The sequence below is a fragment of the Shewanella algidipiscicola genome, assembly GCF_900380485.1.
Taxonomy (GTDB): domain Bacteria; phylum Pseudomonadota; class Gammaproteobacteria; order Enterobacterales; family Shewanellaceae; genus Shewanella; species Shewanella algidipiscicola.
The window spans coordinates 247,900-262,997 of the sequence record NZ_OXJV01000012.1 but is presented as its reverse complement, the minus strand read 5'-3'; the positions used below and the strand labels follow the sequence as shown (position 1 = coordinate 262,997).

The window sequence follows — 15,098 nt, the reverse complement described above, 5'->3', positions numbered from 1 at the left end:
AGTGTTTGTCTACGCGGTGCAGGGGCTTGAGATAACAGCTGTTAAGATAATGGTTAAAGTGCAGCTACAAGAGTCGCGATTTAAGCGGTGGCCAGCTCGGCCTCTGCAGTCACTTTAGCATCCATGCGTTTAATCACAGCGCCATAGATAATTAATGAGACTGCTGACACGCTAGCGATACCGGCAAACACGTACCAGATATAATGGGCATGGGATGAGGCTTCAACCCAAGCAGCATGGTCACTAAAGGTGCGCGGATCGGGGCAGTAGGCCTCGAGTAAATAGCCTGACAAACCAAAGCCCAGTAATGAGCTAATAAACGAGTGTAGATGTGAGAACCCTAAGTACAGCCCCTCTTCGCCCTTAGGTGCTTGCAGTGAAAAGTATTCCAAGAAACGCGGCGAAATAAAGCACTCAGCTAAGCCTTGGAACACAATGCCGATGATCATCATCGCCGCAATAGGATGCATGCCTAAAATAGTGTCAGTCCCGGCAAACATATTGCCCGAGGCCATTAATAGTGCCGAAACAGGCATAATAAACATGCCTATGGTCATCGAAGAAAGTGCGCTGCGTTTTGCCATTAGCGTGGTCACTAGGCTCACACACAGAAACACCACCAGCGGATTAACGTTAGCGTACCAAGAAGGAGAAGACCCTTCGCCCGCCATGCGCAGCACATATTTGGGCATGGTGGCATACAGCTGATGTTGCACCATCCAAAAACCAGAAATGATAATGGTCAGCGAAACCAAACGGCCATTAGACAGCACTTTCGTTAATGCTTGCCAAATTTGCCCCAGGCTCTTACCCGAGCGATTGTTATCGGTACTCTTAAAGAACAGCAAAATACTGATAAACGCCAGTAACGTCATGCTGGCGGCAAAATAGTTGAGGTTAATTAACCCCAGATCGCCCATCGACTCGCGCAGCGGTTTAACCACAGTTTTACCGGAAAAGGCGCCAATGTTAACCATCATATAAAAGATAGAAAAGCCCTTAGCGCGGGTTTCTGTGGTGGTCGATAGCGCAACAGTGCCAGTGATCACCGCCTTGATAAAAGAGCCACCAATCATGATGACGATTAAAATAGGGATAATCGCCCAGCGAATATCGGCTTCGCGCAGCCCGCGATAAACGGTTTCCTTGCCATACTCCACCAGTCCTTGAGTTTCTATCAGCATGGGGAAAATCGCTAATGACGCATAACCTATGGTCAATAGACCAAAGGCCAGCAGCAAGGCCCCCCTAAAGCCTATCTTATCGGCTAAGGCACCGCTAAAAGTGGGCAAAAAATAGAGACCTGCCGAGAAGGAGCCAGCTAACCACGCCGCTTCTACGTCGCTAAAGCCCAAGATACGAGACAAATACAAGGTGATAACGACAAATACGCCGTAATAGGCCGCGCGTTCGAGCAGTTCGACGCCATTGGCGACCCAAAACATACGCGGAAAAGCCGTCTTAGAGTGAGTCGACTCTGCCGGCTCGGTGGCTTTGGATGTAACTTTATTATTCATTTGATGTGATCCAAAAATAAAAAAACACAACAAATTACCCCGCAGCGTACAACAAGGCAACACTTGCGACCTAAATTACCCCGCCATTTTATCAAGGTTGCGATACACACCACAGGCTCCCCCTTGGTTTATGGGTTTAACCTCCTTGGCTCAGTGACGCTACTGAGTCACTGCGATTAATAAGCCGTGATTAATCTGCAATAGTTAAAAAGCAGTGGCGGAGCGAAGTCGTATTGGCGAAGTAACATTGGCTAAATGGCAATGGCTTTAAGGCAATGACGACACAAGCAGGGATAAGCGATAGAGCTTACGCTAGCGATAACAAGCACATCACCAAGATGTGCAGCTTAAGGCCAAGTCCATTAAGGCTTAGTTAATTGTGGCTTAGTTAATTAAGCCTAAGTTATCGGCAAGCACCATTTAGCATCGCATCGCCGGTTATAAATCGGTATCCTAGGCGGCAAGATTTATCAGCCAGCAATTACCAACTCAATGACACAAGCCAATATCAGCAAAAGCCAACTTATCGAACAACTTGAACAATGGAAAAATCAGCAGATCTCAACTGAGCAGCTACAAGACTGGATGGTGACTCACTATGATCCCGACGAAGTCACCATAGGCCTAGGTGAGTGCGAATGGACGGTCGAGGCGATGAACATAGTGATGAACGAATATGAAATCGCCAAGCTCGATAAGTGTTGCCAAGAGCAGGCGCAACTGGCTATCGACTTTATCAACAGCGATGAAGCACGCTTTAACCAGACGCGTCATCTGTTTTTATATGAAGGCTTTAAAGATTAACCATCAGGCTCAGTGCTAGGTGCTAGCACCTAGCTGTTTTAGGCCTTAAATAATTTAAGGCTTAAACACCCCAATAACCGCACCTGTCGCCTTAGCGGCAACCTCGGCTTCGGCTTGTTGCTCACGGTAATCACACTCGATGCACTCTACCGTTTCAACTCCTTGCTCTTTAAACAGCACGATACTGTCTACCGCTTTACACTTGGGGCACTTAGCGCCGGCAACAAAACGTTTCTTTACTCTGACTTTACTCACGTTGCAATTAACCTGTAGTCTGTAAATTAGCAATTCAATGACGGCATTTTGCCATAAGCCAATCAAAAAGACTTCCATTAGTTAGAAATTGTTCTTGCTAAACGGTGGCTAAAATAGGCAATTTTACGCTATTATCCTCAGCCAATTATCTCCATGCAGTATCAAGTCGACCTTAATGATCACCATTACTCAAGCACAACTTATTCGTGGTTCAAAAACCCTATTGGACGAAGCGTCACTGACTATCTATCCCGGCCATAAAGTCGGCTTAGTGGGCGCTAATGGCACGGGTAAGTCATCCTTGTTAGCGCTGATCCTCGGTCATTTAAGCTTAGATAAAGGCGAGTTTAGCCTTCCTAGTGGCTGGCAAATTGCCTCGGTGGCGCAGGAGACACCCGCGTTAGATGTCAGCGCATTAGAATATGTGATTGACGGCGATAAAGAATATCGACAATTAGAGCAGGCACTGCATCAAGCCCAGCAAGATAACGACGGTAATGCCATTGCCTTGCTGCACGGCAAACTCGATGCCATCGGCGGCTATACCATTCAATCGCGCGCCGCCAGCTTATTGGCTGGCCTTGGCTTTGCCGAAGCCGATCAGCAAAATCCGGTTAAAAGTTTCTCGGGTGGTTGGCGCATGCGACTCAACTTGGCCCAAGCGCTACTGTGTCGCTCGGATCTGTTGCTGCTCGATGAGCCCACCAACCACTTAGACTTAGACACCATGTATTGGCTTGAGGGGTGGATTAAGTCCTACCAAGGTACCTTGATTCTGATCAGCCACGACAGGGACTTTATCGACGCCATTGTGGATGAAATTGTCCATGTCGAACACCACAAACTCAACTATTACAAAGGCAACTACAGCGCCTTTGAACGCATTCGCGCCGAGCGGATGGCGCAGCAACAGGTGGCGTATGAGCGCCAACAGAAAGAGCGTTCGCACATGCAGTCGTTTGTTGACCGATTCCGCTATAAGGCCAGTAAGGCTAAGCAGGCCCAGAGCCGCTTAAAGGCGCTCGAACGCATGACCGAGCTACTGCCGTCTAAAGCCGATAGTCCATTTTATATGGAGTTTAAAGCGCCCGACGCCCTGCCCAATCCACTGGTCAAAATGGAGCAAGTCTCTGTAGGCTATGGCGATAAGGTGATTTTAAACCATGTTCACCTTAACTTGGTGCCAGGTGCGCGTATCGGCCTGCTCGGGCGTAATGGCGCGGGTAAATCTACCCTGATTAAATTACTGTCGGGGCAACTGCAACCCCTAAGCGGCATCTATGAAACCAACCCCGGACTTAACATAGGTTACTTTGCCCAGCATCAACTGGAATTTTTGCGCCTAGATGACTCACCACTGCAACATTTAATGCGCCTTGCGCCCAACCATCGTGAGCAGGAGCTGCGTGATTTTCTGGGCGGATACGGCTTTAACGGCGACATGGCATTATCGCCAGTGCGACCTTTTTCGGGTGGCGAAAAAGCCCGCTTGGTGTTAGCGCTCTTGGTCTGGCAACGCCCTAACCTGCTGCTGCTCGATGAGCCCACCAACCACTTAGATCTTGAGATGCGTCATGCGCTCACCATGGCACTGCAATCTTTCGAAGGGGCGATGATTATCGTCTCTCACGATAGGCACTTATTGCGCCTCAGTTGCAGCGACTACTACTTGGTGGATCAAGGTGAAGTGCGAAGTTTCGATGGCGATCTCGATGATTATCACCAATGGTTGCTCGATGCGGCCAAGAGTGATAATCATAGTGATGGCGTGAGCGACGCCTCGCCCGCACAAGATAAAAAGCAGCAAAAGCGCCTCGAAGCGGAATTAAGACAAAAACTGTCGCCGCTCAAGAAAGTACAAGCCAAGCTGGAAAAACAGCAGCAAGAGTGCAGCGAACGTCTCAGCGAGCTAGAAAATATGCTGGCCGACACCAGCCTGTATGACGCCGATAACAAGGCCAAACTGACGGCGGTACTTAGCGAGCGAACAGAGCTGACCCAAACATTGGAAGAGAGCGAAATGGAGTGGCTAGAACTGCAAGAACAGATTGAAGCGATGGAGCAAAGCGTCACCGCGCAAATCACCGCATCATAGTCACCTAGCACAGCCACCCAACTCCCTTGAGGCGGTTTATTCGCCTCAAGGGCAGATTACAGCGAAAGTTAATGTTAACGCTCATAGCGAATGTTGGCGCGAAAGGCTAATATGATCGCTCAAGGCTTTCGCTAGCGCGCACAAATACTTAACCAAATTTTGGATGAATCACACTCACTGATAACAGCGGTGAATCGTAATCAATTAGTAGCACAAGGATCTGTCACCATGGCGTGTTTAACCCAACTCCCCCTGTCACTTTGGCAAGACTGCGACTTACTCTATGCCCAACATCAGGCTGAATATCTCAAACTACAGGATGAACACGGGTTAAATGTTAACTTAGCACTGCTGGCAACTTGGCTCGACAACCATGACTATCTTATGCCTACTCAAGGCTGGCAACACCTCATCACACAGATAGCAAGCTTTGAGCTCAACTTGCTGCAACCCTTTCGCCGCCTGCGAAAACTCAGTAAAGGGCACCTCGCCCCCGATGAGTATCAGCAGATGTTGACGGTGGAACTGATGTTAGAGCGCAAGGTACAAAGATTGATTTTGCGCAGCCCAAGCTTACTGCAATTATCCTCCCATACCGACAATCTAATGCGCTATTTGAGCCTGTTCGAGGTGGAGATAAGCGCTTACTCTATGCTCATCTCAAACCGTTAGTTCATCGCGTTGTGACACTCAAATAGAGGATGTTATTGTGCAGAGGTTAATCGCTGGGCTAACGCGGTGGCATTTTTAGCTGTGATCGCATAGATCGACAGTTGTGGATTGGCCCCCAAACTGGTGGGAAAGATTGAGCCATCCATCACCGACAGGTTATCGAAATAGTGCGATTGCCCCTGACTATTGACCATCGCCATTGCCGGATCTTCACCCATGGGACAACCGCCCATCACATGCGCCGACGCCACGATGGTTTTTAGTGGTGCTAAGGTCATCTCGGCAATCGCTTGTTTCGCCTCGGCCCAGCTCGATAGCGGTCCCACCCCCTCACTCATAGGCAGCACTTGCTTGGCGCCCGCCGCAAATTGCAGCTCAGCCATACTGGCAAAGGCGCGCCGCGCCGCGCCCCAAAACACGTCGTTAAGCGGATAATCGAGATTAAAGCCATTATCGGTTAACTGCACTTGGCCTCCCTGACTGTCATTATGGTAACCATCGCGCACCAGCGCTATGGTCACCTGCAGTTGATTAAACTGGGCCATTAACTGCGCATGACTCTGGCCATATCCTAAGGTTTTAGAAGCAATTAACACCGGGTGGATCGGCGGCACCTCAAGTTTATAGCCGAGCTCGCCAGAGGCACCATTTGGCCACACAAATTGATCAGAATAGATAGATTGCGGCGCGCCGCTGTGGCCATTAATCGCATCATTAAACACTGCGCCACTGAGTAAGGTGGGATGTAAAAAGGTGCGTTTGCCGATGAGTTGATAAGGATCGGGCAGTTTTGAGCGCAACATCAAGGTTGGGGTGTGTATGGCACCAGCACTTAAAATATAATGCTTGGCCTTAAACAGTACTTCGACCCCTGTCGGCGTGAGGGCGTCATTCAGCGCCTGTGCTTTTAAGGCAAACACTTGCTGCTTGTGGTGCTCAATTTTAGTCACTTTCACTCGACTGACTAACGTCGCCCCTTGGGATAGCGCCGCCGGAATAGTGGTCACTAACATTGACTGCTTGGCATTTACTGGGCAGCCCATGCCGCAATAACCGGTATTCCAGCAGCCCGCCACGTTACGTTTGATCACTGTGTGCTGCCAGCCTAGGGCTTCACAGCCGCGCTTAAGCGCCAGGTTATTGTTATTGGGCTCAATAGCCCATTCAGTGATATTGAGTCGCCGCTCCATCCGCTCAAACCAAGGCGCGAGGATATCACTTGTCAGGCCGCTCACCGACTTTTCCGCTCCCCAAAAGCGCAGCGCCTCGTCGGGGGTACGAATCGATGTGGTCCAGTTGATGGTGGTTGAGCCACCTACGGCGCGCCCCTGAAAAATGCCTATCGCCTTATCTTTGGTTTTCATCGAGGCCGCTTGTTGGTACAAGTTGGGATAGGCACGGCGCTCTTCCATATTAAAACTCTCTGAGGACTTGAGCGGCCCCGCCTCGATGATGATCACCGATAAACCGGCTTGAGTAAGGATCTCCGCCGCCACACCGCCACCTGCGCCGCTGCCTACAATCACGACATCGGCTTCTAACGTGGTGGGCGCGTCAAGATGACTGCCATCTATGTGATGCCATCCGCTTGCTAGGCCTTCTACTATGGGGTCTGGTATCGCCAAGGTCTGGCCTCCGTGTTAATGCTGTAACCCTTGTTTAAGGGGGGGTTATGGTGGCTATCATTACGCAGCGAACCGGTATCGTTAGCCACATGAGTGAGCCTAATGGTTTAGCCAAACAGAGCGGGCTTTTGGTAATGCAGCCGCGGCCAATGCTCAGGGCAAGCGTAGTAACTGGCCATTATCAACTCCCTTAAGCCTTGATATGCGATGACCATCATATCTAAGTAACTGTGTCGCCAGCTTTCTAACATGACAATCAGTTGCGCAGGGCTACGCAGTAGCAGTGGCGTCATGCTCCCGGTGAGCAGCAACATGCCAAGCCGCGACTCCAATAGATTCAGTAACTGCTCTAGCTCGGCTTGCGCATCTAAGGGAAGTAATACCATGGTGTCGCTAATGGCATCTAAGGTACGATTTTGCGCGGCAATTCGCAGCGACTCGGTTTGCGGCAGCGCACCATCTAACACCACAGGTAGCAGTAAACTGAATAACAGCCGGTGATGACGGTCGAGCGCCTTGTTAACTCGCACATAAGGCGGACGATAAAGCGTGACACCTAAAGCCAATGCTCCAGTGCCGACAAGCGCGGTAGCCAAAAAAGTCCGTCTTTTCATATGCCATTCCTTATATTCAATCATCACCCTCCATGACGTAATTTCAGCATGGGTTTGTGTGATACACTAGCCGATACTTACAATAATTAAACACACGTTTTAACATTCAGCAACAGCCAATGATGACGCAACCACATTTTTCACCCCCTTGGTGGGCTAAAAACCCGCATATCCAGACGATATTACCGGTGCTGACAAAAGTAAGCGGCCCCGCGCTAACACGCCAACGCCTCGAACTCGATGATGGCGACTTTATCGATGTTGATTTTTTAGGTGAACCCAAGGCCAATCAAGCCATTGTGGTCTTGGTGCATGGCTTAGAAGGCAGCGCCGACTCTCATTATGTCAGGCGCCTACTTAACCGCTTGGCCAGTATGCAGGTATGCGCCGTAGTGCACCATCACCGCAGTTGTTCTGGAGTGAGTAATCGCTTGGCCCGCAGTTACCACAGCGGCGACACCCAAGATTTACAGGCCACCCTTAGCATGCTTAAACGGCGCGCTCCCACCAGCCCCTTATTGGCTGTCGGCTATAGCTTAGGTGGTAACGTATTGGCAAAGTATTTGGGCGAGCAAGCCGATAACAGCTTGGTGGACCGAGCCATAGTGATCTCGGCACCACTGCAACTGGCGGCTTGTGCCACTAGGCTGAAAAGCGGCTTTTCGAAAGTGTATCAAACTTACCTTATCAAACAGTTGCAGCAAAAAGTGCGTGAAAAACTCGATATGCCCTCCTTGCAAGGCCAGATGCCAGTGTCCCATGCCGATATTGCGCAGTTAACGACCTTCCATCTGTTTGACGATCGGGTCACCGCCCCCTTACACGGTTTTACTGGTGTAGCCGATTATTATCAACGCGCCAGCGGCCTAGCCTATCTGAGTAAAATCACCAAACCGACACTGGTGATCCACGCTAAAGACGATCCCTTTATGACTGATGAGGTGATCCCCAATGCCAATGAATTGGCGAGCGCGGTGCAGTATGAGCTGCATCATAATGGCGGCCACGTGGGATTTATCGACGGCGGTACACCACTAAAACCGCAATATTATTTAGAAAAACGTATTACCCATTTTCTGTTCGACATAGGACAATAAACCATGCTGGTGCCTTACTCAGCGTTACTGCAACTGCCCAGTGACACATTAAATAACTTGATCAAAGAGTTTTTATTCACTCAGATGGAAGATGGCAGTTTTGCCGCCCTCGATGATGCGGCGATGTCCTCAGCAATACGACAATGCCAACAGGCATTATCGCGCAATGAGTTGGTTGTAGAGTACAGCGAAGAGGATGAATCTATTGCGATTCGTCACAAAGACAATACCTTAGCAACATCAACAGAAGATTGACCTGCACAGGGTCTGTACCGTATAACTATTGCTTCACTCCTGCTTAGCAGGCCGTGACTACTTCAGCGTTTTTAGGTAAATAAATGTCAGCAAAACACCCGATAATTGCCGTGACGGGCTCCTCTGGAGCCGGCACCACCACTACCACGACTGCGTTCAGCCATATCTTTCGCCAACTGGGGATCAACGCGGCGGTGATCGAGGGAGACAGCTTTCATCACTATACCCGTCCCGAGATGGAACTGAAGATCCGCCAATCGCAAAACGACAGCAAAAATATCAGCTATTTTGGCCCGGAAGCCAATGACTTCGAGAGACTCGAGCAGTGTTTTCGAGATTATGGCGCAACGGGCCAAGGTGAGACACGCTCTTACCTTCACACTTTTGATGAAGCTGTGCCTTTTAATCAGATGCCCGGCACTTTTACCCAATGGCGACCGCTGCCCAACAATACCGATATGCTCTATTACGAGGGCTTACATGGTGGGGTGGTCACCGATGAGTGCAACGTAGCACAGCATGTGGATCTCCTTATTGGTATGGTACCCATTGTTAATTTAGAATGGATCCAGAAGATCATTCGCGACACCTCTGAGCGTGGTCATAGCCGCGAGAAAGTGATGGGGTCAATTGTGCGTAGCATGGACGATTATATTAACCATATGACGCCCCAGTTCTCACGCACTCATATTAACTTTCAGCGCGTGCCTACCGTCGACACCTCTAACCCTTTTAGCGCCAAAACCATCCCCAGCTTAGATGAAAGTTTTGTGGTGATCCGCTTTCGCGGGATCAAAAACGTCGACTTTCCCTATTACCTTAAGATGATCGATGGCTCATTTATGTCTCGCATCAATACCTTGGTAGTGCCTGGCGGTAAAATGTCGCTCGCGATGGAACTGATATTGAATCCGCTTATCCGCGATCTACAAGAAAAGAGACAACAGCTGCTCGATTTAGATACTGAATAACGGCTTAGGTTAAGCTTCATTTAAGTCAGCCCACGTAGAATCTCACACGTCGGGATTTCAGGCGAAAGACTGATAGTTAGTATACTCTTGGGAGTGAATTCCCCCATCTTGATCTGTTTGCTTCCTTGAGTATGCTAGCGCACCACTTCCCTCGCCAAACTCCGGCTTAAATCCCCCGCCTTAGCATTAGTTTGAGCCTCGTCTTAGCATCCGATACAGTTATCCCGAACTCTAATACTGGTGATTCAGACTAAAAAATCACACTTGGGCGCCCGTAAGTAAGGCCGATCCCTAACTTGATAACCCAATACAGAGAAGCTTGTTACTAAGAGCGAAAGCGCAAGGGGAGATGGCAACGTTCATGTTAGCAAGTGGCGAACAGCCTTCCTTCATGCTCGATGAAGAAAGGAAGCGATAAGAGTAAGCAACTATAAAGGTAAGGTTTCGCGATAAGGTTTCTGCTGCTGATAATGCTGCAAGCGTAACTGAAACTCATCAAAACGATGCTGATCAGCCATCTGCTTAAGCGCATGGATAGCTTGTTGCTGGATATTGACTGCGGCGTTAAAGTCACCGATTTCGGCGTACGCCGCCGCAAGGTTATCTAAATGCGTCGGATCTTGGTTATTGGCTGCAACCAATCCCTTAGCGATAGCCATCGCCTTATCGCCATTACGATATTCAGATTCTGGGCAAGTCGCTAATATCCATGAAGCGTTGCCCAACGCCACGTTATCACCTACGGCAAGAAAATAATCGACCGCCTTACCACAATTACGCACCACCCCATGACCACCTGAGGCATAAATAAACCCTAAACGAAATGTCGCTCGTGTATCGCCTTGAGCGGCTAATTGTTGATACCAGCGCTCGGCTTGAGCTAAATCTTTATCAATAAGCTTGCCATCGAAGGAGAGATCGGCAATGGTTTGCACCGCTTTAAGATGGCCCTGCTCAGCAGCGCGAATAAGCCATTGCGGCCCTAAAAGGGTGTCTTGTGCGACAAAACGCCCCGAAACATACATTAATCCTAACAAATATTGCGCTTCGGCTTGGCCTTGAGCCGCTTTCAGCTGAATATGCGCCAGCTTACTAGCGGCTTGCGCTTGCGCCGTGGCAGGGATCGAAAATGCGAACGCACCATGGCTCATCGCACTGCCAAGCAATAAGCTGGCGGCTATCATCCACGTATTGATCTTCATGGTTCACTTCTCCCAAATCAAACAGCTTATTCGGTCCGGCAAAGGCCGACTTAAGCAATAAAAATCGCTGGTGCGATAAAACAACCACGTAGCCATTCATCTTTAACACTAACGTTGTCAATTAAACCAATCATTGATGAGTCATCAAACGATGGAACTCGACAGCCAAGACGCAAGAAGGCTGGTTAAACGAATGCCAACACAGACCAATAACGTTAGCAATAATCGCCTCATTAAGTCGAGAGAAATCGTTAAAAAAACCGTGTTCTTTAACCAAAATTGACAGTCTCAGCCAATAAGTAGCATTAGGCGTAAATAAAGGGTTAACGAATAGCGTAAAGCGCTTGATGTGATGCATACTGCATTGTCGGGCAAATAGCGCCGACTAAATGCAGTAATAGTTGACATATATTACTAATGTATCATTATAAAGTCCGATATTTACACTACGGTAAAATCTACTTATTGGGTTGCAAATTTGTCGCAAAGTTTGATCTCTCACGAGGTTTTTTCTGCTCAATTGACGTAATCTACTTATTTAGCATATTCTTGTATATACATTAATTCAGTCGAGGAACACAGGCATGGCTCTGATTGGTAAGCCTAAACCGGATCCAACTTTGGAATGGTTTTTATCACACTGTCACATTCATAAATATCCAGCCAAAAGCACACTGATCCATGCTGGTGAAGACTCAGATACGCTGTACTACATAGTTAAAGGCTCTGTTGCAGTATTAATCAAAGATGAAGAAGGTAAAGAGATGATCCTCTCTTACCTTAACCAAGGCGACTTTATTGGTGAATTAGGCTTATTTGAAGAACAGGCTGAACGTACCGCTTGGGTTCGCGCTAAGCAAGCCTGTGAGATAGCCGAGATCTCTTATAAGAAGTTTAAACAATTGATCCAGGTTAATCCTGAGATATTGATGAAACTCTCTTCGCAAATGGCTTACCGTCTGCACAGTACCAGCCAGAAAGTGGGCGATTTGGCTTTCCTTGATGTTGCTGGGCGCATTGCGCAAACCCTGCTTCATCTTGCTAAACAGCCTGATGCGATGACCCATCCTGACGGTATGCAGATTAAGATCACTCGTCAAGAGATTGGCCAGATCGTAGGGTGTTCACGTGAAACCGTAGGCCGCATCCTAAAAATGCTTGAAGAGCAAAATCTTATCCAGGCGCACGGTAAAACTATCGTAGTTTATGGAACTCGCTAAGCTAGCGTTAAGTTAGATTTAATAGATGTTCGCTAAAGTGGCCTGACATTTTTGTCAGGCCACTTTTTTTAGGACAGCATTAGTGAAACCCATCTACATTGCTAGTGCATTCATCCTCTATGCCCTCTCAGTCGCCTCGTTATCTGCCACGCCCTTTACCGAACTTGAGCACAATCAAGCCAAAAAACTGGTCAGCGACGGAAAAATACTGCCATTTGATGTCGTACTCGCCAAAGTCGAAGGCTATTGCAGCGTCAAACTGCTCGACGCCCATCTGTATCAAACTCAAGGCCAATGGCATTACCACCTACAACTCAGAAGTCCGCAAGGGGAATTAATCTCCCTGAAAATGGATGCCAGCACCGGCGAGCTAACAGACACCACCGAACTGCCCTCCAGTTGCCAACACGACAAAAAATAACACGGTGCTACATGGCCACTTGGAAAAGGTGTATGATTTATACCAATTGCAATAATTACCTGATGATTCTTGATGGTTAACCTGCGCGGCTATGGTGTTATAAAATGTATATTTAACCATGACTACTGATTGCAATTTCCGCCTCATAGTAACCATGTTTCATCGGTCAATAGAGTACTGGCTTAATTGGTACTCGACTTGATTAGTCACAGTTTAGGAGTCATCACTTATTGAAAGGCTCCCGTTTGAAAATGCTCACCCAAACAGGTAAACCCATATATGAAATTGCTGCTCGTTGAAGACAATACCCTTTTAGTTGCAGAGCTTGTAAAACAGCTAAAACAAGCGGGTTACGTTACCGATGTCACCGATAAAGCCGCAGAAGCCGACTACCTTATCAAAGAGACCAATTATGATTGCGTGATCCTCGATATAGGTTTACCTGATGGTAACGGCTTATTGTTACTACAAAACTGGCGTAATCAAGGGGTTAACACACCGGTCATTATGCTGACGGCTCGCAGTCAATGGCATGAAAAAGTAGAAGGTTTTAATGCTGGCGCCGATGATTACTTAGGCAAACCGTTTCATACTCAGGAGTTGTTGGCCCGCATCAATGCACTGATCAACCGTGCCCACGGCAAGGCCAGTACCCCCACTAAAGAACTCAGCTTCGAGGGGGTGACTTTAGATGAGGGTCAACAAAGCGTCAGCGTAGGCGAGCAGCATTTTGAACTGACCGCCATGGAATTTCGCTTACTGAAGATTTTTTTGATGTCGCCCAAAAAACTACTATCGAAAGCGCAGTTGACCGACAAACTGTATCAATTTGACGACGAAAAAGAGAGTAATGTAGTTGAGGTTTACGTGACCCATCTGCGTAAAAAACTGGGCAAAACCGCCATCGAAACGCGCCGCGGACAAGGGTATATTTTTCACGGCTTAAAACAATGATCTCCATTCGTACCAAGCTGAGCTTATGGTTATCAGGCTTGGTGATCATCTCAACCTTTGTTGCCATCGTCATTTTTGAGTCGATGCTCAGGCAAGCGTTTCATGACTCGATTATTGACCGTCTCGAAGAAGATTTACAGCAGGTATTACTGGCGATTCAATTCGATAACGGCGACATCACCATAGATCAAAGTCAGCTATCGAGCTTCTACAAACCTGTCTATTCGGGGCGCTACTACCAGCTTAATATGGATCATATCGAGCTAAGATCGCGCTCCTTATGGGATCAGCGCCTCGATATTCGCCCTTTAACCAAAGGGGAAACCCGAGTCTGGCAGACCAAAGGGCCGCAAAATCACGACATCCAACTGCTCTCTTTAGGGCTAAGCAGCGAGACTGCCTTAGTACAGGCCACCATTACGGTCGCCCAAGACTTGAGTATTGGCCGTCAAGTCTTTACCCAAGTTTATGGCACTAAGCTTGGGGTCAACTTAGCCATGCTGCTGGCCATGATTGCGGGGATTTTTATAGTTTTAAGGCAATCCTTTAAACCGATAAACGATATGCAGCAGGCTTTAATCAAACTGCGTGGTGGAGAAATAACCTCTTTAGATGTCAATAAGATACCACCAGAGCTTGCGCCACTAGCCACCACTTATAACGAGCTGTTGCAATACTCAAGTAAGCAGATGGAACGCAGCCGTAATAATTTAGGCAATCTTAGTCATGGTTTAAAAACTCCGCTGGCGGTGATGCAGCAGCAAGTGGAAGCGCTAGGGCTAAAAGACCCAGACTCGGCCATGGCATTGCAAAAGCAACTCGATCTTATTCATAAAATGATTGAGCGCAAACTGGCGGCGGCGCGAATAACTGGCGACATGCTACCGGCGGCGCAGATGCAGCTGCCCAAAGATCTGCATGATCTGTGTCATACCTTAAATAAAGTCCACCATGGCAAACAGATACAGTGCCAATTTGCCATTGATGACAGTATCAATCGTTTGCCGATACACAGGGAAGATGGCATGGAGCTGATTGGCAACCTGCTCGATAACGCCTTTAAATGGGCTAAATCTCAAGTGTCTATTAGTGTAACGACGGTGACTGCTAGCACAACCACGCCAGCGCAAGATGCTGATAAGCCGATACTGTTAACCATCGAAGACGATGGCTGTGGTGTCGATAGTGATCAGCTGTCATTACTCACCCACAGAGGAACCCGTTTAGATGAGAGCATCATAGGTCATGGCTTAGGGCTTTCGATTGTGAAAGACATTGCCGAGCAGTATGAGATTGAGCTTAGTTTTGAGCACAGTGCCGCCCTTGGAGGCTTAAAAGTTCAGTTACGCTTTACGCCGCAGTGAGCCAGTGACGGCTCTATTCATCGACGTTAAGG

15 protein-coding genes are annotated in these 15,098 nt (G+C 48.3%); 10 read left to right on the top strand and 5 right to left on the bottom strand.

Translation table 11 applies throughout. The features are described from left to right. Nucleotides 1–80: 80 nt before the first annotated feature. On the bottom strand, nt 81–1,517 hold the full coding sequence (locus tag DN599_RS08630; protein WP_239473267.1) for an MFS transporter: 1,437 nt from the start codon (nt 1,515–1,517) through the stop codon (nt 81–83). 492 nt (nt 1,518–2,009) lie between these two features. On the opposite strand from DN599_RS08630, the gene DN599_RS08625 reads away from it, so the two are divergent. Then, complete coding sequence (locus DN599_RS08625; RefSeq protein WP_110457211.1) at nt 2,010–2,321, top strand: hypothetical protein; 312 nt, start codon at nt 2,010–2,012, stop codon at nt 2,319–2,321. Nucleotides 2,322–2,375: 54 nt separating this feature from the next. On the opposite strand, the gene DN599_RS08620 is transcribed toward DN599_RS08625, so the two are convergent. Continuing rightward, nucleotides 2,376–2,576 carry a YheV family putative zinc ribbon protein gene (locus DN599_RS08620; RefSeq protein WP_110457518.1) on the bottom strand — a complete coding sequence of 67 codons (201 nt, stop codon included), beginning with the start codon at nt 2,574–2,576 and terminating at the stop codon, nt 2,376–2,378. 175 nt (nt 2,577–2,751) lie between these two features. Here DN599_RS08620 and DN599_RS08615 point away from each other — a divergent pair, with 175 nt between their 5' ends. Together DN599_RS08615 and DN599_RS08610 are read left to right on the top strand one after the other, a co-directional pair. Further along, nucleotides 2,752–4,671: an ABC transporter ATP-binding protein gene (locus DN599_RS08615; RefSeq protein WP_110457210.1), complete on the top strand. Its 1,920-nt coding sequence runs from the start codon at nt 2,752–2,754 to the stop codon at nt 4,669–4,671. A gap of 228 nt (nt 4,672–4,899) precedes the next feature. Continuing rightward, complete coding sequence (locus DN599_RS08610; RefSeq protein WP_110457209.1) at nt 4,900–5,343, top strand: TIGR02444 family protein; 444 nt, start codon at nt 4,900–4,902, stop codon at nt 5,341–5,343. Between the two features lie 32 nt (nt 5,344–5,375). On the opposite strand, the gene DN599_RS08605 is transcribed toward DN599_RS08610, so the two are convergent. Together DN599_RS08605 and DN599_RS08600 are read right to left on the bottom strand one after the other, a co-directional pair. Further along, nucleotides 5,376–6,968 carry a GMC family oxidoreductase gene (locus DN599_RS08605; RefSeq protein ID WP_110457208.1) on the bottom strand — a complete coding sequence of 531 codons (1,593 nt, stop codon included), beginning with the start codon at nt 6,966–6,968 and terminating at the stop codon, nt 5,376–5,378. A 107-nt stretch (nt 6,969–7,075) separates the two neighbouring features. Beyond that, the gene (locus DN599_RS08600) at nt 7,076–7,582 is read right to left on the bottom strand and encodes a TAT leader-containing periplasmic protein (protein WP_110457207.1); all 507 of its coding nucleotides are present in this window, start codon (nt 7,580–7,582) and stop codon (nt 7,076–7,078) included. A 122-nt stretch (nt 7,583–7,704) separates the two neighbouring features. Here DN599_RS08600 and DN599_RS08595 point away from each other — a divergent pair, with 122 nt between their 5' ends. From DN599_RS08595 to DN599_RS08585, 3 genes are all read left to right on the top strand, one after another. Continuing rightward, the gene (locus tag DN599_RS08595) at nt 7,705–8,679 is read left to right on the top strand and encodes a hydrolase (RefSeq protein ID WP_110457517.1); all 975 of its coding nucleotides are present in this window, start codon (nt 7,705–7,707) and stop codon (nt 8,677–8,679) included. A gap of 3 nt (nt 8,680–8,682) precedes the next feature. After that, nucleotides 8,683–8,934, top strand: a complete 252-nt coding sequence (locus DN599_RS08590) for a YheU family protein (RefSeq protein ID WP_110457206.1) — start codon at nt 8,683–8,685, stop codon at nt 8,932–8,934. A gap of 83 nt (nt 8,935–9,017) precedes the next feature. Next, a complete protein-coding gene (locus DN599_RS08585) occupies nt 9,018–9,905 on the top strand; it encodes a phosphoribulokinase (protein WP_110457205.1) in 888 nt (295 codons plus the stop codon). 428 nt (nt 9,906–10,333) lie between these two features. On the opposite strand, the gene DN599_RS08580 is transcribed toward DN599_RS08585, so the two are convergent. Beyond that, nucleotides 10,334–11,107, bottom strand: coding sequence for a tetratricopeptide repeat protein (locus DN599_RS08580; protein WP_110457204.1), 774 nt, complete (start codon nt 11,105–11,107; stop codon nt 10,334–10,336). A 584-nt stretch (nt 11,108–11,691) separates the two neighbouring features. Between DN599_RS08580 and crp the strand changes: the two genes are divergently transcribed. The 4 genes from crp to DN599_RS08555 all read left to right on the top strand — a co-directional run bounded on the left by crp (nt 11,692) and on the right by DN599_RS08555 (nt 15,066). Then, complete coding sequence (gene crp, locus DN599_RS08570; RefSeq protein WP_012156707.1) at nt 11,692–12,327, top strand: cAMP-activated global transcriptional regulator CRP; 636 nt, start codon at nt 11,692–11,694, stop codon at nt 12,325–12,327. An 82-nt stretch (nt 12,328–12,409) separates the two neighbouring features. Next, complete coding sequence (locus tag DN599_RS08565) at nt 12,410–12,748, top strand: PepSY domain-containing protein (RefSeq protein ID WP_110457202.1); 339 nt, start codon at nt 12,410–12,412, stop codon at nt 12,746–12,748. Between the two features lie 279 nt (nt 12,749–13,027). Next, complete coding sequence (locus tag DN599_RS08560) at nt 13,028–13,702, top strand: response regulator (RefSeq protein WP_110457201.1); 675 nt, start codon at nt 13,028–13,030, stop codon at nt 13,700–13,702. Beyond that, nucleotides 13,699–15,066 carry an ATP-binding protein gene (locus DN599_RS08555; RefSeq protein WP_110457200.1) on the top strand — a complete coding sequence of 456 codons (1,368 nt, stop codon included), beginning with the start codon at nt 13,699–13,701 and terminating at the stop codon, nt 15,064–15,066. The genes DN599_RS08560 and DN599_RS08555 overlap by 4 nt, the downstream gene beginning before the upstream one ends. Nucleotides 15,067–15,098 lie beyond the last annotated feature (32 nt).

Bases quoted from the DNA above. Each gene is read 5' to 3' on its own strand.
- crp (WP_012156707.1), top strand. From the start codon at position 11,692: ATGGCTCTGATTGGTAAGCCTAAACCGGATCCAACTTTGGAATGGTTT.
- DN599_RS08625 (WP_110457211.1), top strand. From the start codon at position 2,010: ATGACACAAGCCAATATCAGCAAAAGCCAACTTATCGAACAACTTGAA.
- DN599_RS08555 (WP_110457200.1), top strand. From the start codon at position 13,699: ATGATCTCCATTCGTACCAAGCTGAGCTTATGGTTATCAGGCTTGGTG.
- DN599_RS08585 (WP_110457205.1), top strand. From the start codon at position 9,018: ATGTCAGCAAAACACCCGATAATTGCCGTGACGGGCTCCTCTGGAGCC.
- DN599_RS08615 (WP_110457210.1), top strand. From the start codon at position 2,752: ATGATCACCATTACTCAAGCACAACTTATTCGTGGTTCAAAAACCCTA.
- DN599_RS08595 (WP_110457517.1), top strand. From the start codon at position 7,705: ATGACGCAACCACATTTTTCACCCCCTTGGTGGGCTAAAAACCCGCAT.
- DN599_RS08580 (WP_110457204.1), bottom strand. From the start codon at position 11,107: ATGAAGATCAATACGTGGATGATAGCCGCCAGCTTATTGCTTGGCAGT.
- DN599_RS08610 (WP_110457209.1), top strand. From the start codon at position 4,900: ATGGCGTGTTTAACCCAACTCCCCCTGTCACTTTGGCAAGACTGCGAC.
- DN599_RS08590 (WP_110457206.1), top strand. From the start codon at position 8,683: ATGCTGGTGCCTTACTCAGCGTTACTGCAACTGCCCAGTGACACATTA.
- DN599_RS08600 (WP_110457207.1), bottom strand. From the start codon at position 7,582: ATGAAAAGACGGACTTTTTTGGCTACCGCGCTTGTCGGCACTGGAGCA.
- DN599_RS08630 (WP_239473267.1), bottom strand. From the start codon at position 1,517: ATGAATAATAAAGTTACATCCAAAGCCACCGAGCCGGCAGAGTCGACT.
- DN599_RS08560 (WP_110457201.1), top strand. From the start codon at position 13,028: ATGAAATTGCTGCTCGTTGAAGACAATACCCTTTTAGTTGCAGAGCTT.